The sequence below is a fragment of the Kitasatospora sp. NPDC051702 genome (genome assembly GCF_040681575.1).
Taxonomy (GTDB): domain Bacteria; phylum Actinomycetota; class Actinomycetes; order Streptomycetales; family Streptomycetaceae; genus Kitasatospora.
Window position 1 is genome coordinate 41,076 of record NZ_JBFAZB010000025.1, and the last position, 19,352, is coordinate 60,427.

The window sequence follows — 19,352 nt, forward strand, 5'->3', positions numbered from 1 at the left end:
TGGTGCGCGGTTACGGCCTGCCGCCGGTCCACCGGGCCCGGGCGGGCCGGCGCGGAACGGGCGAGCTCAGGCGCACACGTACCGCTGGGAGGCTACCGTCACCCCGCCAAGATCAGGAAGTGCGCCGGATCACCGCCCCGGGCCCGTCCGGAGTCCGGTTCCCCCGTGGCCGGGAACATCCCGGCGCGCAGCGGAGCGGCGCACGCCGCCGGGGCGGACGGCCCGGGGGGCGTCACCCGATCGGGGGATCCGGAAATCGGCACCCATCCGGTGGCGGTGGGCGGCCGAATGAGGGGCGTGACCGATGAGCCGGGCCGCACGGCGGGCCGGATCCGCCGGACCACCGCGGGAGCCGGCCGTCGACCGGGCACCCGCGGGCCCGGGCAGGTCGGTCACGTTCCGCGTCCGGGATCCGCCCGGCGACCGCTACAGGAGCCTCACCTGATGAACACGACACCTTCGCTGCGCATCTCCTTCGCCGCCGTCCTCGCCGCCGGCGTGCTGGCCGCCTCCCTCAGCGCGTGCAGCAGCGGTGGCGACGGCTCGAAGGCCGGCGATGCGGCCAAGGCGACGACCGCCTCCTCGGCCCCGGCCGCGGCCGCCGGTTCGGCCTCCTCCGCGCCGATGACCGGGGGCGGCGCGGCGCAGGCGATGTCCGGGCAGCCGTTCGGGACCGCCTGTTCGGCCGTGCCGAAGGACGGCGCCGGGTCGTTCAGCGGGATGGCCAAGGACCCGGTCGCCACCGCCGCGTCCAACAACCCGCTGCTGTCGACCCTGGTGACCGCCGTCAAGCAGGCCGGACTGGTCGACACCCTCAACTCCGCGCAGAACATCACCGTCTTCGCGCCCACCAACGACGCCTTCGCCAAGCTCCCGAAGAAGGACCTCGACGCGGTCCTCGCGGACAAGGAGAAGCTCACCAAGATCCTCACCTACCACGTCGTCCCCCAGCGCCTGGACCCGAGCGCCCTCACCGGCGCGCACAAGACGCTCGCCACCGGCGAGGTCACCGTCACCGGCGCGTCCCCCGACTTCACCGTCAACTCCGCCGCCAAGGTGCTGTGCGGCGACGTCCAGACCGCCAACGCCACCGTCTACATCGTCGACACCGTTCTGATGCCCACCTCCTGACGCTGCGTCAGGCCATCGAGCGCGGTCCCCGGCCAACGCCCCCGGCCGGGGACCCCCCCCGGGCGCGCCGGCGGCCGGGGGGCACCCGCACCGGAACCCGCGCCGCCCCGCCCACCGGCAATCCGCGACGCGATCGGCTCCGAACCAGTGCTGTAGACGACCGAGCGGGCCGCCACCGCGGCCCCCGAACAGCGCAGGGGCCTTCGTGACGACATCCGCCACCACCCCCACCACCGGAACCGTCCCCCGCGGCCGCGGCGGCCCGCCCGTCCGGCGGGTGGCGGTGGTGGGCGCCGGCGTGGCCGGTCTCACCGCGGCGTACGAGCTGTCCCGGGCCGGGGCCGAGGTCGAGCTCTTCGAGGCCGACGGCCGGCTCGGCGGCCACGCCCACACCCAGGAGGCGACCGCCCCGGACGGCCGGACGCTGGCCCTGGACACCGGCTTCCTGGTCCACAACGAGCGGACCTACCCGCACCTGGTGCGCCTGTTCGCCGAGCTCGGCGTCCGCACCCGGGACAGCGAGATGAGCATGTCCGTGCGCTGCGACGGCTGCGGCCTGGAGTACGCGGGGGCCCGCGGCCCGGCCGGCCTGCTCGCCCGGCCCGACACCCTGGTGCGCGGCCGCTACCTGCGGATGCTCGCCGAGGTGCCGCGCTTCCACCGGAGGGCGCGCCGGCTGCTCGCCACCCCGGCCGCCGGTGACCCGAGCCTGGGCGAGTTCCTCTCCGCCGAGGGCTTCTCGCCGTACTTCGTGAGCCACTTCATGACCCCGGTGGTCTCCGCCGTGTGGTCCTGCGCCCCCGACCTGGCGGGCGACTACCCGGCGCGCTACCTGTTCGCGTTCCTCCACAACCACGGCATGCTGGGCGTCACGGGCTCGCCGACCTGGCGCACGGTGGTGGGCGGCTCGCGCACCTACGTCGAGAAGATCGCCGAGAGGCTGACCGCGGTGCACCGCTCCACCCCCGTGCGCGCCGTGCGCCGCCACCCGGACGGCGTCACCGTGGTGACCGAGGACGGGCGCCGCACCGGGGCCGACGCCGTGGTGGTCGCCACCCACGCCGACCAGGCGCTGCGGCTGCTCGCCGACCCCACCGACGCCGAGCTCGAGGTGCTGAGCGCGTTCACCTACTCGCGCAACCCGACGGTGCTGCACCGCGACCCGGCCGTCCTGCCCGCCGCCCGCTGGGCGCGCGGCTCGTGGAACTACCGGATGCCGCACTGCAACGCCTCCTCCGACCGGGTGCGGGTGAGCTACCACCTGAACCGGCTGCTGCACCTGGACACCACCGAGGACTACCTGGTCACCCTCAACGAGGACCGCCAGCACCCGGTGCCCGAGGACCTGGTGGTCTCCCGCACGGAGTACCAGCACCCGGTGTACACCGCGCACTCCGTGGCCGCTCAGCGCCGGCTGCCCGAACTCGCCACCGGCCGGACGGCGTTCGCCGGCGCCTACCACGGCTGGGGCTTCCACGAGGACGGCTGCCGCTCCGGCGTCGAGGCGGCCCGATTCCTGCTGGGGGTGGGAGCCCCGTGACCACCCTGCCGGGGCCCTGGGGCGCCGTCCTCTACGACACCCGCACCACCCACGTGCGCACCGCGCCGCTGCGCAACGCCTTCCGGCACCGCGGCTACCTGTGGCTGGTGGACCCGGACCGCCTCCCCCGGGTGCCCCGGGCGCTGCGCCCGCTGGCCTCCTTCCGGTCACGCGACCACCGTCTCGACCCCACCTCAGGAGAGTTGACGATCCGTCAGGACCTCGAAGGCTTCCTGGCCGCGCACGGCGTCCGGCTCGGCCGCGGCCGGGTGCTGATGCTCACCCAGGCGCGCTCGCTCGGGTACGTGTTCAACCCGCTCACGGTGTACTGGTGCCACGACGAGGCGGGCCGCCCGCTGTGCACCGTCGCCGAGGTCCACAACACCTACGGCGGCCGGCACCGCTACCTGCTGCACCCGGACGCGGCCGGGCGGGCCGTCGCGCCGAAGGAGTTCCACGTCTCGCCGTTCTTCCCGGTCGACGGCCACTACCGGATGTCGCTGCCCGAGCCGGGCGAGCGGCTCGACCTCAGCATCCACCTGGAACGTGCCGGCGGGCGGGCGTTCACCGCCACCGTGCACGGCACCGGCCGCCCGGCCGGCCCCGCCGCCCTGCTCCGGGCCGCACTCGGGCACCCCTTCGCCACCTGGGCGGTGAGTGTACATATCCGCTACCAGGGCATCCGCCTCTGGGCACGGGGACTGCCCGTGCACCCCTGCCCAGCGGCCTCGGGCCCGCCCCGGCCGACCGGGATACCCGTGGCCGACGGGTCCGCGGCCCCGGCCGGGCCCGAGGCCGGCACGAGCACGCCCGACAGGAGCACGCCCGCCGCCCCCGGGCCCGGCGGGCAGGCACCCGAGACCCCCGCACCACCGCACGCCACGCCCACGGAAGAGGTACCCAGCAGATGACCACCACCGCTCCCGTGAGCGCCCCGCCGGCACCCGCCGTGGACCCCGACCGCTGGCCGGACGTCGCCCGCGTCCCGTACGCGCCGCTGCGTGCCGCCGTCGCCGGGCGGCTGCTGGCCCGGGCCGCCGCCCGGCGCGGAGTGCGCGTCGAGCTCCCCGACGGCCGCACCCTGAACGCCGCCACCGCCGGAGGCACGGTGCCCGCCGCCCCCGACGCACCCGTCCTGCGCCTGCACCGCCCGCAGGACTTCCTGCACCGCGTCGGCGAGAGCGGCCTGATCGGCTTCGGCGAGGCGTACCAGGCCGGCGACTGGGACAGCCCCGACCTGGTCGCATTGCTGACGGCACTGGCCGCCGCCCCGGAGACCCTGGTCCCCGGCGGCACCCGGTGGCTGCGCCGCTTCTACGTCAAGCGCCCGCCCGAGACGGAGCTGTCCACCAGCGCCAACGCCCGGCGCAACATCGGCCGGCACTACGACCTCTCGAACGAGCTGTTCGCGCTCTTCCTCGACCCCACGATGACGTACTCCTCCGCGCTCTTCCCCACCGGGCCCGGCCCGCGCCCGGTCGCGACCTGGGAGGAGCTGCCCGCCGCCCAGCACCGCAAGATCGACCGGCTGCTCGACCTGGCCGGCGTCGGCGAGGGCACCCGGCTGCTGGAGATCGGCACCGGCTGGGGCGAACTCGCCCTGCGCGCCGCCGCCCGCGGCGCCCGCGTCGTCAGCCTCACCCTCTCCGAGGAGCAGTTGGCCCTCGCCCGCCACCGGATCGCCGCCGCCGGGCTGGCCGACCGCGCCGAGGTCCGGCTCTGCGACTACCGCGCCGTCGAGGGCCGGTACGACGCCGTCGTCAGCGTCGAGATGATCGAGGCCGTCGGCCGCCCCTTCTGGCCGGACTACTTCCGCACCCTCGACCGCGTCCTGGCCCCCGGCGGGCGGGCCGCCCTGCAGGCGATCACCATGCCGCACGAGCGGATGCTCGCGTCCAGCCGCACCTACACCTGGATCCTCAAGTACGTCTTCCCCGGCGGCCTGATCCCCTCCCTGCAGGCGATCCGGGAGACGGCCGCCCGGCACACCACCCTGCGCGTCACGGCCGCCGACGCCCACGGGCCGCACTACGCCGAGACGCTGCGGCTGTGGCGCGAGCGCTTCCACGCCCGGGCCGAGGAGGTCGCCGGCCTCGGCTTCGACGAGGTCTTCCGCCGCATGTGGGAGCTCTACCTCGCCTACTCCGAGGCCGGTTTCCGCACCGGCTACCTGGACGTCCACCACGTGCTGCTCAGCCGCGAGGAGGTGGCCGGGTGAACGCCGGCGCCTTCGCGGTCAACCTCGGCGTCACCGCAGCGGTCACCCTCGCCGTGCTGCTCGCGGCCTTCGCCGTCGGGGTGCGCACCGGACGCCACCGGGGCGTGGACGTCGCCTGGGGGCTGGCCTTCGCCGCGGTGGCCCTGACCGGCTACGCGCTGTCCGCCGGACACGGCGACGAAGGGCGCCGGCTGCTCGCCACCGCGCTGGTCACGGTCTGGGGCCTGCGGCTGTCCGCACACCTGTGGTGGCGGGCCCGGGGCGCCCCGGAGGACCGGCGCTACGCCCGGATGCTCTCCCGCGCCCCGGCCGGCCCGGCCCGCACCCGGTACGCGCTGCGCATCGTCTACCTGCTGCAGGCCGCCATCGTCTGGTTCGTCTCGCTGCCCGTCCAGGCCGCCCAGTACCTGCCCTCCCCGCCCGGCGCGCTCGCCTGGGCCGGGGCCGCCATCTGGGCACTCGGGCTGGCCTTCGAGACGGTGGGCGACCACCAGCTCACCCGGTTCAAGGCCGACCCGGCGAACCGGGGCCGGGTGATGGACCGCGGTCTGTGGCGGTACACCCGCCACCCCAACTACTTCGGCGACGCCTGCGTCTGGTGGGGCCTGTTCCTGCTGGCCGCCGACGCCCCGGTCGGCTGGGCGTTCGTCCTCAGCCCGCTCCTGATGACGTACCTGCTCGCCTTCGGCAGCGGCAAGCCGATGCTGGAGCGGCAGCTCGGCGCGGAACGCCCCGGTTGGGCCGACTACGCGGCCCGCACCAGCGGCTTCCTCCCGCTGCCCCCGCGCCGCGGTCCGAAGCCCGTCGGCGAAGGCCGGTAACGACCGCCGGTGCCGACGGCGGGCAACGGGATCCGGTAACGCCGTCCGCCTCCCGGCCACGAGCCGGGAGGCGGACGGCGGCACGTCCCGCTCCCTCAGGTGAGCGGCAGCAGCATGACCGGTGTTCCGGTGGGGTGCGCGGAGCCGCCGGCGGGCTCGACCGTGAGGCCGACGCCGACCGCGCCGTCCAGCGGGCCGGAGAGCACCATCGCCCCGTCGCCGGTGGGCAGCAGCCCGGCCGGGCGCATCGTCCCGGAGTCGTTGAACCACAGCTCGTACGTGCTGCCGGCGCCCGGCGCGGGCATCCCGGAGGCCAGGAACCCGGCCTGACCGCGGCTCTGCGACCACACCACGGTGCCGACGCCCGCCCCGCCCGAGGCGGTGGCGGTGACGGTGCGCGCGTCCGGGGCGGTGAGCAGGTCGGCGAAGTGGTTCTGCTGCTGCTGGAGGGCGGCCGCCCGGGCCTCGGCCCGGTCGGCCTGGCGGTGCTGCTGGACGGCGACGCCGCCGGCGCCGACGGCCACCGCGAGGCAGGCGGCGAGCGCGAACTCCGGCCACCGGCGGGCGGGTCGGCCGTGCCGGCGCCCGGGCAGGACGGCGGGGGTGGTGCGCGGGGCGTCCTGCCGTACGGTCGGCAGAGCGGCCAGCACGCGCGTCTTGAGGGCCGGCGGGGGCGTCACGGGCTCGGAGGCCCCGAGCCGGGCCAGGGTGGCGGCGAACTCGGCCACCTCCTGGGCGCAGGCCGGGCAGCTGTCGAGGTGCCGTTCGAACTCGGCGCTCTCGGCGGGGTCGAGGGCGTGCGCGGCGTAGGCTCCGGTCAGGGTGTGCAGATCGGCGGCGCTCATGCGGATACCCCCAGGCAGTCGCGCAGCCGGATCAGTCCGTCGCGCATGCGGGTCTTGATCGTGCCCAGCGGCGCACCGAGGACCTCGGCGACCTGCGGGTAGGTGTAGCCGCGGTAGTACGCCAGGGTCAAGGCCTCCCGCTGCAACTCGGTCAGCGTCCTCATGCACCGCCGCACCTGCTCGCGCTCCAGCCGCCCCTCGACCTGTTCGGCGACCTCGTCGAACACCGTGGTGTGGGAGGCCGCGGCCGCGCGCTGGTCCCGGTCGGCGGCCGCCTGTGCGGACCGGACCCGGTCCACCGCGCGCCGGTGGGCGATCGTCAGCACCCAGGCCATCACCTCGCCGCGGTCGGCGCGGTAGCGGGCGGCGGTGCGCCACACCTCCAGCAGCACCTCCTGGGCGACCTCCTCGGACTGCGCCGGGTCGCGCAGGACCCTTCGCACCAGCCCCAGGACGGGGCCGGCCACCGCGTCGTACAGCCGCGAGAAGGCGTCCTGGTCACCGCGGGCGACCAGCCCGACCAGTTCCTTCAGGTCGGGCCCCGGCCGTCCGGGGCCGGACAGGTGGACGACGGCGCTCATCCGGCGACACCTGCCGCACGGCGGGCGGGCGGTGGGCCCCAGGGACGGGCGATGGACAACGGGCCTCCCACGACCACGGCGGCGCTCGGCGCGCCGGACGAACCGGAAACGGCTGACACCCGCTCTTCGGAGCGGACGGCCCACCGGATTGGCCGGCCCGGCGAACCCCGCGGTCCGCGGTCCGGACGGGCACCGCCGGGGCGCCCCGGCGGTGGACCGGGTGGCTCCCGCGAGAGGGCGCCCCGGAGGGCGATCCGCCCATCACACCAATCCGCCGCGGTACCGGGGGACGAATTCCAGACAGGAAGCACGGCCCGGCCCCGGGGCCCACAGCACCGGGTGGGTGACGGGCCGCGACCGCCTCCGCAAGGACCGATGACCATGAAAGCCAGACTCCTCGCTCCCGTCCTGACCGCCGTGCTGCTCGGCGTCGGCGCACTGCCGGCCGCCGCGCACGGCGGTCCGGGCGACGACGACGGCGCCCAGGGCGGTACGGCCTACGCCGCCTCGCCGTTCCTGGCGCCGCAGCACTCCCGCTTCACCCTCGCCATCCTGCTGCCCGTGCCGGACAACCACGTCTCCGGCGCCGGCACCGCGACCGTCCAGCTCAACAGCGACGACACCGCCCGGATCACCGTGAACGCCAGCGGACTGCTCGACGGCGCCCCGCACGCCATGCACATCCACATCAAGGGCAGCGGCGAGTGCCCCACGGCCGACGCCGCCACCCTGCACAACGGCTACCGGGCCATCAGCACCACCGACGGCCTGCCCGCCTACGGACCGATCGGCACCTCGCTGACCACCAAGGGCGATACCAGCCCGGCCAGCGCCCTGGCCGTCGACCGCTTCCCGGCCACCGGCACCTTCCACTACTCGCGGACCATCCAGCTCACCAGCGACGTCGCCCAGCAGGTGCGGGCCGACAACGCCGTCGTGGTGGTCCACGGCATCGACTACAACCACAACGGCAGGTACGACGGCGTCCTCGGGCCCAGCGATCTGAACCCCGCCCTGCCCCAGGAGGCCACCGCACCGGCCCTGTGCGGCCCCCTCGACTGACCGTCACGCCCACCCGACCGGGCTCCCGTCCGTGGTCCCGCCGCAGCGCGCGGCGGGACCACGGGGGCGCCGCGGCGACCTTACGGATTGCTGACCCCGCCCCGCGGCGGCGGCCCGGCGCGCCGGCCGGCCGGTAGCGTCACCGGTCATGAGGATCCTGGTCACCGGCGGCGCCGGTTTCATCGGTTCGGCGGTCGTACGGACCCTGGTCGGCGCGGGCCACGAGGTCCGCGTGCTGGACGCCCTGCTGCCCGCGGTCCACCCCTCGGGGGCGGCCCCCGACCTGCCGGCCGGCGTCGACTTCCGGCACGGCGACGTCCGGGACGCCGCGGCGGTGGCGGGTGCCGTGGCCGGGGTGGACGCGGTCTGCCACCAGGCGGCGATGGTCGGCCTGGGCCTGGACCTCGACGACGCGCCCGAGTACGTCGGCTGCAACGACCTCGGCACCGCGGTGCTGCTGGCCGCGATGGCCCGCACAGGGGTGCGGCAGCTGGTGCTGGCCGGGTCGATGGTGGTCTACGGCGAGGGCCGGTACGCGTGTGCGGAGCACGGGAGCGTGGCACCCGGGCCGCGGCGACCGGGCGACCTCGACGCCGGCCGGTTCGAGCCGCCGTGCCCGGTGTGCGCGGCCCCGCTCCGGCCGGGCCTGGTCACGGAGGACGCGCCGGGGGACCCGAGGAACGTGTACGCCGCGACCAAGCTCGCCCAGGAGCACCTGGCCGCCGCCTGGGCCCGCGCCTGCGGCGGGTCCGTCCTGGCACTGCGCTACCACAACGTCTACGGCCCGGGCATGCCGCGCGACACCCCGTACGCCGGGGTGGCCTCGCTGTTCCGCTCGGCGCTCGCCCGCGGCGAGGCCCCCCGGGTGTTCGAGGACGGCGGCCAGCGCCGGGACTTCGTCCACGTCGACGACGTCGCGGCGGCGAACCTGGCCGCGCTGGCGGACGTCGGCGGCCGGCCGCCGGGCAGTGCGCGGGCGTACAACGTCGGCAGCGGGGAGGTGCGGACGGTCGGCGAGATGGCCCGGACGCTGGCTGATGCCTTCGGCGGCCCGGCCCCGGTGGTGACCGGTCAGTACCGGCTCGGGGACGTCCGGCACATCACCGCCGACTCCTCCCGGCTGCGGGCGGAGCTGGGCTGGCGGGCCCGGGTGCCGTTCGGCGCGGGGATGGCCGAGTTCGCCGCCGCGCCCCTGCGGGCCTGACCACCGGCGGGCGGGACCACCCGCCCGCCGGGGCCCGCCCGCCGCTACCCGCGCGCCGCCGGGAGCGCGATCTCGAAGCAGCAGCCCCCGCTGACGTTGCGCACCCGGGCGCGGCCCGCGTGCGCCTCGACGATGCCGCGGACGATGGCCAGTCCGAGCCCGGCCCCGCTGTCGCCGCCCTCCCCGGGATCGCGCAGCGGGGTCCGGGCGGTGCTGCCGCGCCAGCCGGTCTCGAACACCCGGGAGAGGTCCTGTTCCGGGATGCCCCCGCAGCCGTCGGTGACCGAGAGGACGACCTCGTCCACCTCCCGGCGGGCCGAGACCGCGACCACGCCGTCCTCCGGCGTCGAGCGGATCGCGTTGACGAGGAGGTTGCCCAGCACCCGGGTGATCTCGCGGCTGTCCACCTCGACCGGCTCGGCGGCGACCTGCCGGCCCTCCAGCCGGACGCCGCGCTGGCGGGCGAGCGGGTGGGCGCCGGCCAGCGCGTCGTCGACCAGGTCGTAGACGGACACCCGGGACACCGAGAGGGCGAGGGCGCCGGCCTGGATGCGGGAGAGCTCGAAGAGGTCGTCGACCATCCCGGTGAGCCGCTCCACCTCGGTGCGGATCCGGCTGAGGTAGCGCTCCGGTTCGTCGGCCACGCCGTCCTCCAGGGCTTCGGCCATGGCCCGGAGCCCGGCGAGCGGGGTGCGCAGGTCGTGGGAGATCCAGGCGATCAGCTCGCGCCGCGAGGCGTCCAGCGCCTGCGCCCGGGCCCGGGACTCGGCGAGGCGGGCGCTGGTGGCGGCGAGTTCCGCGCTGAGCTGCGCGAGTTCCCGGGCCAGGGGGTGCTCCGGCGCGGTGAAGCCGGTGTCGCTCCCGACGGTGCGGGCGGCGGCCGTCAGGGCCCGACTGCCCGCCACGACCTGGCGTCCGAGCAGGGCGGCCGTGAGCAGCGAGACCACGGACGCCATGCCGAGGACCGTGATCACCACGCCGAGGTCGTGCCGGGACAGGAACATCGCCTGGGCGACGGCGAACGTCCCGGAGGTGACGGCGAGGACGGTGACGGCGGCGACGCAGAGCAGCGAGAGCGCCATCGAGCGGCGGCGCAGCAGGCGCACGGCGGGCCAGCCGAGCAGACCGGCACCGGCGGCGCCGAGCCCGGCGAACAGGGCGATGAGCAGCAGGTCCTTCACGCCGGTCCGTCCTTCTCGTCCGCCGCGGAGGTGACCGCAGCGGGGTCGACCGCAGCGGGGTCGACCGCAGCGGGGTCGGCCGTCGCGGGGTCGCCGGGCATCGGCTCGGCCGCCCGGGTACCCGTCGCGGGGTCGTAGCGGTAGCCGACGCCCCAGACCGTGCTGATCAGCGTCGGAGCGGCCGGGTCGTCCTCGATCTTCTCGCGCAGTCGGCGGACGTGGACGGTGACGGTGGAGAGGTCGCCGAAGTCCCAGCCCCAGACCCGCTGCATCAGCTCCTGGCGGGGGAAGACCGTCCCGGGGTGCCGGAGGAGGAACGCCAGCAGGTCGAACTCCCTCAGCGTCAGCGTGAGTTCGTTCCCCCGGCGGCGGGCCCGGCGGGCCTGCGGGTCGAGCGTGATGTCCCCGGACGCCAGCGGTCCGGGGGGCGGCGTCGCGGGCGCGGCGGAACGGGAACGGCGCAGCACGGACTGCACGCGCAGCACGAGCTCCCGCGGACTGAAGGGCTTGGTGACGTAGTCGTCCGCGCCCAGTTCCAGGCCGAGGATCCGGTCCGCCTCGTCGCCCTTGGCGGTGAGCATGACCACCGGGAGGTCCGCGCCGTCCGCGGTCGCGCGCAGCCTGCGCAGGATCTCCAGGCCGTCGATGCCGGGGAGCATGAGGTCCAGGACCAGCAGGTCGGGGCGGTGGCTGCGGGCCAGCGCGAGGCCCTGGTCGCCGTCGGTGGCCCGGTCGACGTGGTGGCCGGCCCGGGTGAGGTAGCCGGCGACGACCTCGCCCACGGTGAGGTCGTCGTCGATGACCAGGATGCGGGCGGGGTCCGGTGGTACCGCGGTGGCGGCGCTGTCGTTCACCTCGCCGAGGATACGAGCCCCGGCCGTGGCCGGGTGCCGCATCGGGGACGGCGTTCGTCTTCCGTAAGATCACGGCTCCGGCCGCTCCGGCCGCTCCGGGACCCCGTCCGAGCGCCGCACCTCCGCCGGGCCGACGTAGGACTTTCGTAAGGGCGCGGTTCGGCCGCCGCGGGCCCGCCCGCGCCTAGCGTGGCCGACGTGATCCCTCCGACTCCTTCCTGGCCTCGTGCCGAGCTGCCGCGAGCCGAGCTGCCGCGTGCCGACGTGATCCTGCCCTGCCTCGACGAGGCCGCGGCCCTGCCCTGGGTGCTGCGGCGGGTGCCCCCGGGCTGGCGGGCGATCGTCGTCGACAACGGCTCCCGGGACGGCTCCGCCGAGGTGGCGCGCTCGCTGGGCGCGACGGTCGTCGCGGAGCCGCGGCGCGGCTTCGGCGCCGCGTGCCACGCCGGGCTGCTCGCCGCGAGCGCAGAGCTGGTCTGCTTCATGGACTGCGACGGCTCGCTGGACCCGGCCCAGCTGCCGCGGGTCGCCGCGCCCGTCCTCGCCGGCTCGGCGGACCTGGTGCTCGGCCGGCGCCGCCCCGCCGCCGCCGGGGCGTGGCCTTTGCACGCCCGCCTGGCCAACGCGGCCCTGGCCCGCCGGCTCCGGGCCCGGACGGGCGCACCGCTGCACGACCTCGGCCCGATGCGGGCCGCCCGCCGTGACAGGCTGCTGGCGCTCGGCCTGGGCGACCGCCGCTCCGGCTACCCGCTGGAGATGGTGCTCTCGGCGTCGGCGGCCGGAATGCGGATCGCCGAGACCTCCGTCGACTACCTGCCGCGGACGGGCCGCTCCAAGGTCACCGGGACGGTGCGCGGCACCCGGCAGGCCGTCCGCGACATGCGGGCCGTCCTGGCCGCGCCGCCGCCGACCCTGCTGGTGATCGCCAAGTCGCCCGTCCCGGGCCGGGTGAAGACCCGGCTCACGCCGCCCTGCACGCCCGAGCAGGCGGCGGCGCTGGCCGAGGCCGCCCTCACCGACACCCTCGCCGTCCTCTCCCGGGTGCCGGCCGGCCGGCGGCTGCTCGTCCTGGACGGCGCCGTCGGCGACTGGCTGCCGCCCGGCTGGCAGGTCGTGCCGCAGGTGGCCGGCGGACTGGACGCCCGGCTCGCCGCCGCGTTCGCGCACGCCGGCCGGATCGCCCCGGAGGCGCCGGCCCTGCTGGTCGGCATGGACACCCCGCAGCTGGACGCCGCGCTCCTCGCCGGGGCCCTGTCGCCCGCCCGGCGCGCCGGCGTCGACGCCTGGTACGGCCCGGCCGGCGACGGCGGCTTCTGGGCGCTCGGCCTGGCCCGGCCCGGCGAGCGACTCGCCCGGCGGCTGCTCCTCGGCCTGCCGATGTCGACCGCGGACACCGGAAGGGGCCTGCTCGACCGGCTGGCCGCGGAGGGCCTGGTGACCGAGCACCTCCCGGTGGTCACGGACGTGGACACCATCAGCGACGCCCGGGACGTCGCCGCCGAGGCGCCGGGCGGCAGGTTCGCGGCCTGTCTGCAGGCGATCGAGGGCGCCCGGGAGGTGACGGGGTGACCACGGAGACCGGGCCGACCACGCAGCTGGAGCCGACCACGCGGACCGGAGTGGCCGCACAGGCCGGAGCGTGGACGGACGACCCGTTCGCCGAGGCCGTCCGCGCCGGCCGGGGCCCGCTGTGGCTGCGCCGCGAGGACGGCGGCCGGATCCCGCTCGACGTGGAGCGCTGGTGCGCGCCCGCCGCCGGGGCGGACCACGGGCTGCTGGAGCGCTGCACCGGGCTGGCCGCGCCGGTGGTGGACCTCGGCTGCGGCCCCGGCCGGCTGGTCGCGGCCCTGCTGGGCCTCGGGGTGCCGGCGCTCGGCGTCGACATCACCCGGGCCGCCGTGGCCCGGACCAGGAGGCTCGGCGGGCCCGCCCTGTGCCGGTCGGTGTTCGACCGGCTGCCCGCGGAGGGCCGCTGGGGCGGCGCGCTGCTGGCCGACGGCAATCTCGGCATCGGCGGCGACCCTGGGTTGCTGCTCGGCCGCAGTGCCGAACTCCTCGCGCCGGGCGGCGTGTTGCTGGTCGAGGTGGACCCGCGGGAGATCGACGAGCGGATCACCGTCCGGGTCGAGGGGCGCCACGGGCGGCTCGGCCCGCCGTTCCGCTGGGCCCGCTGCGGTGCGGTGGCCACCGCCCGACGGGCCGGGCGGGCCGGCCTCGTCGAGACGGAGCGCTGGTCCTCCCACGGCCGCCGCTTCCTCGCCTTCCGCCGGGCGGCCCACACCGACTGACGGAACCCCGCGAGCACGCCGCGGGATCCCTCGGGCACGCCGCGAACGCTACTCCGGCGTGCCCGAGGGGCTCCCGCCCCGCCACTGCGGGTGCTCCCGCTCGGCCCAGCGCCGGTCGACCAGCCCGGTGCGCATCCCGCGCCGGGCCTCCGGGTCCCGCAGGGCCATCCGGACGTGGCCGGCGGTCACCACGGCGATGGCCACCGCCAGCCAGTCGTGGACGAAGGTCGCGCCGGTGCGCCAGGCCACCGGGGCCAGGTGGGTGAGCCACATCAGCAGGCCGGTACCGAGGATCACCAGCATCGCACCGAGCGTCCACTGGGCGTAGAGCTTCTGCCCGGCGTTGAACTTCCCCGCCGGGCGGTGCGCGGCACGCGCCCGGGTGGCCCGCAGCCACGCCCGGTCCACGGGCTGGAAGCGGCTCAGCCTCGACAGGTCCGCGCGCACCGCGCGGAACGCCAGTCCGACCAGCAGCGGTACCGGCAGCGCGAGGCCGCACCACACGTGCACGGTGACGACGAGCCGCCGGCGGCCGACCAGTTCGGCCAGCGGCGCGAGGTAGAGACAGGCGGCGGTCGCCAGGCAGGTCAGCATCAGGGCGGCGGTGGTGCGGTGCACCCAGCGCTCGGCGCGGGTGAAGCGCAGCAGGAGGTCAGCCGGTCGGGGCATCGTCACGTCCGTTCGAGCGGCCGACCCAGGCGTCGACGTCATAACCGTTCTGTTCCCAGTAGCCCGGCTCCACCCCGGCGGTCACGGTGATCCCGGAGAGCCACTTGGCCGACTTGTAGAAGTACATCGGCGCCACGTACAGGCGCACCGGCCCGCCGTGCGAGTGGGAGATCGGGGCGTCCTGGAGCTTGAGCGCGACCACCACGTCGTCCCGCCGGGCCTGCTCCAGGGTGAGGCTCTCGGTGTACTCGCCGTCGAAGCAGCTGAACCGCACCGCGCCGGCGCCCGCCCTGACGCCGGCGGCGTCGAGCAGGTGCGCCAGTGGCACGCCCTCGAACGGCGTGTTCGGCACCCGCCAGCCGGTCACGCACTGCACGTCCCGCACGATCCGGCGCTGCGGCATCGCCTGGAGGTCGGCCAGGCGGTAGCTGCCCGGGCGCTCCACGAGCCCGTCCACCGTCAGGGCGTACGTGTCCGGCCCCTTCGTCGGGACCGACGGGACCACGGAGTAGTACCGGAACCCGCCGCCACCCGGCAGCAGGCCGGTGAGGCCCGTCGGGTCCTTGCCGGCCACCGCGTCCTGGGCCTTCTGGAGGTACGGGCCGACCGCGACTCCCGCCGCGCCGAGCCCCAGCAGGCCCAGCACCACGCGGCGGCCCACCGGGGTGCCCCGGCCCTCTTCGATCTGTTCGCTCACGCCGCCGATTCGACCAGGCGGGGGACGAAACCGCCAGGCCCGGCACCGGGACGTCAGACTTCCGTCACTTCTCGGCGCCCACCGCCACGGCCGGCCGTGCCCCGCGGCGCTGCCGCAGCAGCGGGACGAGGAGGACGACGCACAGCGCCGCCCCGTAGGAGAGCTGCTGCGCCGCCTGGCCGCCGGCGAGGTAGAGCGCCTGCCCGGCGGCCGGGACGGCCAGCCACTCCCAGCGGCCGTCGAGGGCGACCAGCCCGACCACGAGCAGCCCGTACCACGGGTAGGAGGGCGCGACCAGCAGCAGCGCGGTGCCCGTCACCAGGAGCGCGCCGGCCCACGGCCGGTGCGGGTCGCCCCGGAGCAGGACCCGGACCACGACGGCCGCGAGGACCAGCGCCGCCGCCCACGGCGCGAGCCCGTCCGGCAGCACCAGCCGGAGCAGCCCGAAGCGGTCGATGTGCCCCTGCTCGTAGCCCTCCTCCCGCAGGTAGCCCGGCAGGTAGCCCAGCACGGAGGTGCCGGAGGCCAGGACGTACGGCAGGTAGGCCAGGGCGAAGGCACCGAGGGCGGATCCGGCGAGCAGGACATCGCCGCGGGTCGGGCGCCTGGCCAGCAGACCGGACAGCGCGCCGGGCAGGGCGAGGGCCGGCAGCAGCTTGGCCGCGACCGCACCGCCGAGCAGGAGCCCGCCGCGCACGGCCCGCCCGCGCGCCGCGCAGGCGAGCCCGCCGACCGTGAGCAGCACGCCGAGCGTGTCCACGTGCGCGTCGTTGACGGCCCACACCGTCACTCCGGGGAACCACCCCCAGAGTGCGGCCTGCCACTTCTCCCGCCCGACCGCCAGCAGGAGCCCGGTGGTCGCCACCGCCAGCACCGCGCCGCCGGCCTGCACACCGCGGACCCCGCCGCCGAAGGGGTGCAGCGCGAGGAACCACGCCTGCGCCACCGGCGGGTAGACGGTGTGCACGGCCGGCCGGTTGATCCGGGTGCAGTCCCCCGCCGTGGTGCGCCGCTCGTCCCAGCCCGTGCAGCCGTCGCCGACGGGGAAGAGCCCCGGGTCGCGCAGCGGGGCCAGCGCCGGATCGTCCGGCGTGCGGGCGTAGGGCGAGATCCCGGCGGCCTGGACCCGGCCGTCCCAGACGTAGCGGTAGGCGTCGTCGCTGCTGCGCGGCGGCGCCAGCAGCCCGACGGCGGCCACGGCGACGCCGCCGGCCAGGACCAGCGGCACGACCTGGGCGCCGGGCACCCTGCGCAGCGTCAGCACGGCGGCGGCGAAGAGGGCGAGGTCGAGGAGGTACCAGCCGGGCCGCGGGAGGGCGACGACGCCGGCGACGGTCAGCGCCAGGGCGGTGACCAGGGCGGCGAGGGCGAGGAGGCAGGGCAGGAGGGTACGGGGGATCACGCCTGCCACCCTCCCACCGGGCCGCCGCTGCGAGGCCGGTGGCGAGGCCGCCGTTCGAAACACGTAAGCACGTCGGACCACCGGCCGGGCGCTGCGGGGCGCTTCGATGGACGGGTGGACACCGAACCCGCCGACTCCGGCACCCCGGCCCCCCGCCGCCGCTACGACCCGCCACTGCCCGCTCCCCCGGCGTTCCTGCGCCGCGGGCCCTTCCGCGACGGGGCGTTCAGCTCTCCGCTGCACGAACCGCGGACGGTGGTCGTCGTCGGCCGCTGGCTGGGCGCCGCCCTCCTGGTCTGCTTCCTGACCGGTCTGACCAGCCATCTGCTCCAGGACCCGCCCGGGTGGCTCGCGCCGCACCTGCCCGCGCGGCCGGTGAACGGCTACCGGGTCACCCAGGGGCTGCACGTGATCAGTGGTCTGGCCGCGATCCCGCTGGTCGGTGCGAAGCTCTGGGCGGTCTACCCGCGGCTCTTCGAGTGGCCGCCGGCGCGCAGCGTGCTGCACGCCCTGGAGCGGCTCGGCATCGCCGTCCTGGTGGCGGCCGTCCTGCTGGAGCTGTTCACCGGTCTGCTGAACACCCTGCAGTGGTACCCGTGGCCGTTCCCGTTCCGGCAGACCCACTTCTGGCTGGGCTGGCTGGCCACCGGCGGGCTGCTGGTGCACCTCGCGGTCAAGGCTCCGCTGATCGCCGCCGTCTGGTGGCGCCGGGCCGCTCCGGCCCTGGCGCAGCGCCGGGCGTTCCTGGCCGCGACCACCGCCGCCGCCGGTGTGGTGACCCTGGTGACCGCCGGTCAGAGCGTGCCCTGGCTGCGCTCCCTGGACCTGCTGGCCCCGCGCCGCCCCGACATCGGCCCGCAGGGCCTGCCGGTGAACCGCACCGCCGCCCACGCCGGCACCGTCACCGTGCCCGCGGACTGGCGGCTGCGGGTGGACGGGCCGCAGCCGTTCGAACTCACCCTCGCCGAGCTCGGCGAACTCCCCCAGCACTCCGCCGAGTTGCCGATCTCCTGCGTGGAGGGCTGGAGCGCGGCGGCCCGGTGGACGGGGGTCCGGATGGCCGACCTGGTCCGACGGGCCGGCGCCCCGCCCGGCTCGGCGGTACGGGTCACGTCGCTGGAGGCCGACGGGCCGTACCGGGTGATGGAGATGCCCGCACCCTACGTCGACGATCCGCTCAGCCTGCTCGCCCTGCGGGTCGACGGCGAGGTCCTGGCCGCGGACCACGGCTTCCCCGCCCGCGTCATCGCGCCGAACCGGCCCGGCGTCCTGCAGACCAAGTGGGTCACCCGCATCGAGGTGATCGCATGACCGCCGCCCTGCGCGCCCTGCTGCTGGCCGCCGGCCTCGCCGTGATCGGCTACGGCCTCTCCGGGCTGCTCGCAGACCCGTACATCACCGACCCGCTGGACGTCGCGGTCTGGGGGATCGGCGGGCTGGTGCTCCACGACGGGCTGTGGGTGCCGCTGGTCTGCCTGCTGGGCGCGTTCGCGGTCCGCGGGCCGGTGCTGCGCGGCTGGCTGGTCGTCGCGGCGGCCGTCACCGCCGTCGGCCTGCCCGCCGTGCTGCGCGCCGACGACGACCACGGCAACCCGTCGGTGCTGCCGCTGCCGTACCTGCGCAACTGGCTGCTGGTGCTGGCCGCCACCGCCGGCGTCGCGCTGCTGGTCGCGCTCGTCGGGCGGTGGCGGCGCCGCGGCCGGGCCGTCAGGCGCCCGGCACCCCGGGCAGACCGGTCGTGAGACCGTCCAGGGCGTGACCGCACGGGCACTCCCGGACCACCGGGAGGCCCTCCAGCGCCTTGAACAGCACGGTGCGCAGCCGGTCGACGTTGCGGGCGAACACCGCCAGCACCTCGCCGTGGGTGACGCCCTCGCCGCTCTCCACACCGGCGTCGAGGTCCGTGACCAGGGCCACCGAGGTGTAGCAGAGCCCGAGTTCACGAGCCAGGACGGCCTCCGGGTGCCCGGTCATGCCGACCACCGACCACCCGTTGGCGGTGAACCACCGGGACTCCGCGCGGGTGGAGAAGCGCGGACCCTCGATCACCACCAGCGTGCCGCCGTCGACCGGCTCCCAGGCGGCCTCCCGGGCGGCCTCCATCGCCGCCCGCCGCCCCGCCGGGCAGTACGGGTCGGCCACCGACACGTGCACCACCTCGGGCACCGTGCCGTCCGGCAGCGGCAGCCCGTCGTAGAAGGTCTGCACCCGCCCGGAGGTGCGGTCCACGAACTGGTCGGGCACCAGCAGGGTGCCCGGCCCGTACTCCGGGCGCAGGCCGCCCACCGCGCAGGGCGCCAGCACCTGCCGCACGCCCAGGGAGTGCAGCGCCCACAGGTTGGCGCGGTAGTCGATGCGGTGCGGGGGGAGCCGGTGGCCGCGCCCGTGCCGGGGCAGGAAGGCCACCCGGCGGCCGGCCACCTCCCCCACGAACACCGCGTCGCTCGGTTCGCCGTACGGGGTGGCCACCCGCACCTCGGTCACGTCCTCCAGCAGCTCGTAGAGCCCGGAGCCGCCGATCACGCCCAGCTCGGCCGTGGGCAGGGCGTTCTGGTCGACCGTCATCCCGGTCCACCTCTCTTCTCGCGAACAACGTCCCGGCCACTGTAGGAACGGACGGGGGCGGGGGCGGGGCACCGGACCTTACGACTCACGAACGTCCGGCGCGGCGACGACCCGCCCCCGCCCCCCGGGGTGCCGCCCGCCCCACCGCCCGGAGCGGCACCTCCGGTGGCCGCCCCCGCGCGCTGCGGAAGCGCTGCGGTTTGGCGGGCGGGGCCCCGGCGGCGCACGATCGAGTGAGGCGCCCGGCCTTCCCGGTGACCCGCGACCGCGGGCCCGCCCGGACCCGGCGGTCGG

18 protein-coding genes and 2 pseudogenes are annotated in these 19,352 nt (G+C 76.5%); 12 read left to right on the forward strand and 8 right to left on the reverse strand.

What is annotated here, in order from left to right:
• The first annotated feature begins 444 nt into the window (after window positions 1-444).
• From AB0N04_RS21275 to AB0N04_RS21295, 5 genes and pseudogenes are all read left to right on the forward strand, one after another.
• Window positions 445-1,131: a fasciclin domain-containing protein gene (locus AB0N04_RS21275; RefSeq protein ID WP_360221169.1), complete on the forward strand. Its 687-nt coding sequence runs from the start codon at window positions 445-447 to the stop codon at window positions 1,129-1,131.
• Between the two features lie 277 nt (window positions 1,132-1,408).
• Window positions 1,409-2,671 (forward strand): FAD-dependent oxidoreductase, encoded by a 1,263-nt coding sequence (locus AB0N04_RS21280; RefSeq protein WP_360221184.1) that lies wholly within the window; start codon window positions 1,409-1,411, stop codon window positions 2,669-2,671.
• A gap of 5 nt (window positions 2,672-2,676) precedes the next feature.
• Window positions 2,677-3,387, forward strand: a pseudogene (locus tag AB0N04_RS21285) (DUF1365 domain-containing protein); the annotation flags it as partial.
• A gap of 191 nt (window positions 3,388-3,578) precedes the next feature.
• Window positions 3,579-4,889, forward strand: coding sequence for a cyclopropane-fatty-acyl-phospholipid synthase family protein (locus tag AB0N04_RS21290; protein WP_360221166.1), 1,311 nt, complete (start codon window positions 3,579-3,581; stop codon window positions 4,887-4,889).
• Window positions 4,886-5,710 carry a DUF1295 domain-containing protein gene (locus tag AB0N04_RS21295; protein ID WP_360221163.1) on the forward strand — a complete coding sequence of 275 codons (825 nt, stop codon included), beginning with the start codon at window positions 4,886-4,888 and terminating at the stop codon, window positions 5,708-5,710. Before AB0N04_RS21290 ends, AB0N04_RS21295 begins: the two co-directional genes overlap by 4 nt.
• A gap of 95 nt (window positions 5,711-5,805) precedes the next feature.
• On the opposite strand, the gene AB0N04_RS21300 is transcribed toward AB0N04_RS21295, so the two are convergent.
• Together AB0N04_RS21300 and AB0N04_RS21305 are read right to left on the reverse strand one after the other, a co-directional pair.
• Entirely contained in the window at window positions 5,806-6,555 is a 750-nt protein-coding gene (locus AB0N04_RS21300) for an anti-sigma factor (protein ID WP_360221160.1), read from the reverse strand.
• Window positions 6,552-7,136, reverse strand: a complete 585-nt coding sequence (locus AB0N04_RS21305) for a sigma-70 family RNA polymerase sigma factor (protein WP_360221158.1) — start codon at window positions 7,134-7,136, stop codon at window positions 6,552-6,554. Before AB0N04_RS21305 ends, AB0N04_RS21300 begins: the two co-directional genes overlap by 4 nt.
• A gap of 381 nt (window positions 7,137-7,517) precedes the next feature.
• On the opposite strand from AB0N04_RS21305, the gene AB0N04_RS21310 reads away from it, so the two are divergent.
• Window positions 7,518-8,198, forward strand: a complete 681-nt coding sequence (locus AB0N04_RS21310) for a hypothetical protein (protein ID WP_360221155.1) — start codon at window positions 7,518-7,520, stop codon at window positions 8,196-8,198.
• 148 nt (window positions 8,199-8,346) lie between these two features.
• Complete coding sequence (locus AB0N04_RS21315; RefSeq protein ID WP_360221152.1) at window positions 8,347-9,402, forward strand: NAD-dependent epimerase/dehydratase family protein; 1,056 nt, start codon at window positions 8,347-8,349, stop codon at window positions 9,400-9,402.
• 44 nt (window positions 9,403-9,446) lie between these two features.
• Here the strand turns inward: AB0N04_RS21315 and AB0N04_RS21320 are convergent, their stop codons facing one another.
• Entirely contained in the window at window positions 9,447-10,583 is a 1,137-nt protein-coding gene (locus AB0N04_RS21320; RefSeq protein WP_360221149.1) for a HAMP domain-containing sensor histidine kinase, read from the reverse strand.
• Window positions 10,580-11,392 carry a response regulator transcription factor gene (locus AB0N04_RS21325; protein WP_360221181.1) on the reverse strand — a complete coding sequence of 271 codons (813 nt, stop codon included), beginning with the start codon at window positions 11,390-11,392 and terminating at the stop codon, window positions 10,580-10,582. Before AB0N04_RS21325 ends, AB0N04_RS21320 begins: the two co-directional genes overlap by 4 nt.
• 279 nt (window positions 11,393-11,671) lie before the next feature.
• On the opposite strand from AB0N04_RS21325, the pseudogene AB0N04_RS21330 reads away from it, so the two are divergent.
• The 3 genes and pseudogenes from AB0N04_RS21330 to AB0N04_RS21340 form a co-directional block, all read left to right on the forward strand.
• Window positions 11,672-12,343, forward strand: a pseudogene (locus AB0N04_RS21330) (glycosyltransferase family 2 protein); the annotation flags it as partial.
• Window positions 12,317-13,006, forward strand: a complete 690-nt coding sequence (locus tag AB0N04_RS21335; protein WP_360221178.1) for a DUF2064 domain-containing protein — start codon at window positions 12,317-12,319, stop codon at window positions 13,004-13,006. The pseudogene AB0N04_RS21330 and the gene AB0N04_RS21335, both read left to right, overlap by 27 nt.
• Window positions 13,003-13,725: a class I SAM-dependent methyltransferase gene (locus AB0N04_RS21340; protein ID WP_360221146.1), complete on the forward strand. Its 723-nt coding sequence runs from the start codon at window positions 13,003-13,005 to the stop codon at window positions 13,723-13,725. The genes AB0N04_RS21335 and AB0N04_RS21340 overlap by 4 nt, the downstream gene beginning before the upstream one ends.
• Before the next feature lie 48 nt (window positions 13,726-13,773).
• On the opposite strand, the gene AB0N04_RS21345 is transcribed toward AB0N04_RS21340, so the two are convergent.
• From AB0N04_RS21345 to AB0N04_RS21355, 3 genes are all read right to left on the reverse strand, one after another.
• Complete coding sequence (locus AB0N04_RS21345) at window positions 13,774-14,394, reverse strand: cytochrome b/b6 domain-containing protein (RefSeq protein WP_360221143.1); 621 nt, start codon at window positions 14,392-14,394, stop codon at window positions 13,774-13,776.
• Window positions 14,378-15,091 carry a molybdopterin-dependent oxidoreductase gene (locus AB0N04_RS21350; protein WP_360221140.1) on the reverse strand — a complete coding sequence of 238 codons (714 nt, stop codon included), beginning with the start codon at window positions 15,089-15,091 and terminating at the stop codon, window positions 14,378-14,380. The genes AB0N04_RS21345 and AB0N04_RS21350 overlap by 17 nt, the downstream gene beginning before the upstream one ends.
• 64 nt (window positions 15,092-15,155) lie before the next feature.
• Window positions 15,156-16,493: a glycosyltransferase 87 family protein gene (locus tag AB0N04_RS21355; protein WP_360221137.1), complete on the reverse strand. Its 1,338-nt coding sequence runs from the start codon at window positions 16,491-16,493 to the stop codon at window positions 15,156-15,158.
• 195 nt (window positions 16,494-16,688) lie between these two features.
• On the opposite strand from AB0N04_RS21355, the gene AB0N04_RS21360 reads away from it, so the two are divergent.
• Together AB0N04_RS21360 and AB0N04_RS21365 are read left to right on the forward strand one after the other, a co-directional pair.
• Complete coding sequence (locus tag AB0N04_RS21360) at window positions 16,689-17,804, forward strand: molybdopterin-dependent oxidoreductase (RefSeq protein ID WP_360221175.1); 1,116 nt, start codon at window positions 16,689-16,691, stop codon at window positions 17,802-17,804.
• Window positions 17,801-18,235 (forward strand): hypothetical protein, encoded by a 435-nt coding sequence (locus AB0N04_RS21365; protein WP_360221134.1) that lies wholly within the window; start codon window positions 17,801-17,803, stop codon window positions 18,233-18,235. Before AB0N04_RS21360 ends, AB0N04_RS21365 begins: the two co-directional genes overlap by 4 nt.
• On the opposite strand, the gene AB0N04_RS21370 is transcribed toward AB0N04_RS21365, so the two are convergent.
• Entirely contained in the window at window positions 18,201-19,058 is an 858-nt protein-coding gene (locus tag AB0N04_RS21370; protein WP_360221131.1) for an S-methyl-5'-thioadenosine phosphorylase, read from the reverse strand. The two genes, AB0N04_RS21365 and AB0N04_RS21370, sit on opposite strands and share 35 nt — an antisense overlap.
• Window positions 19,059-19,352 lie beyond the last annotated feature (294 nt).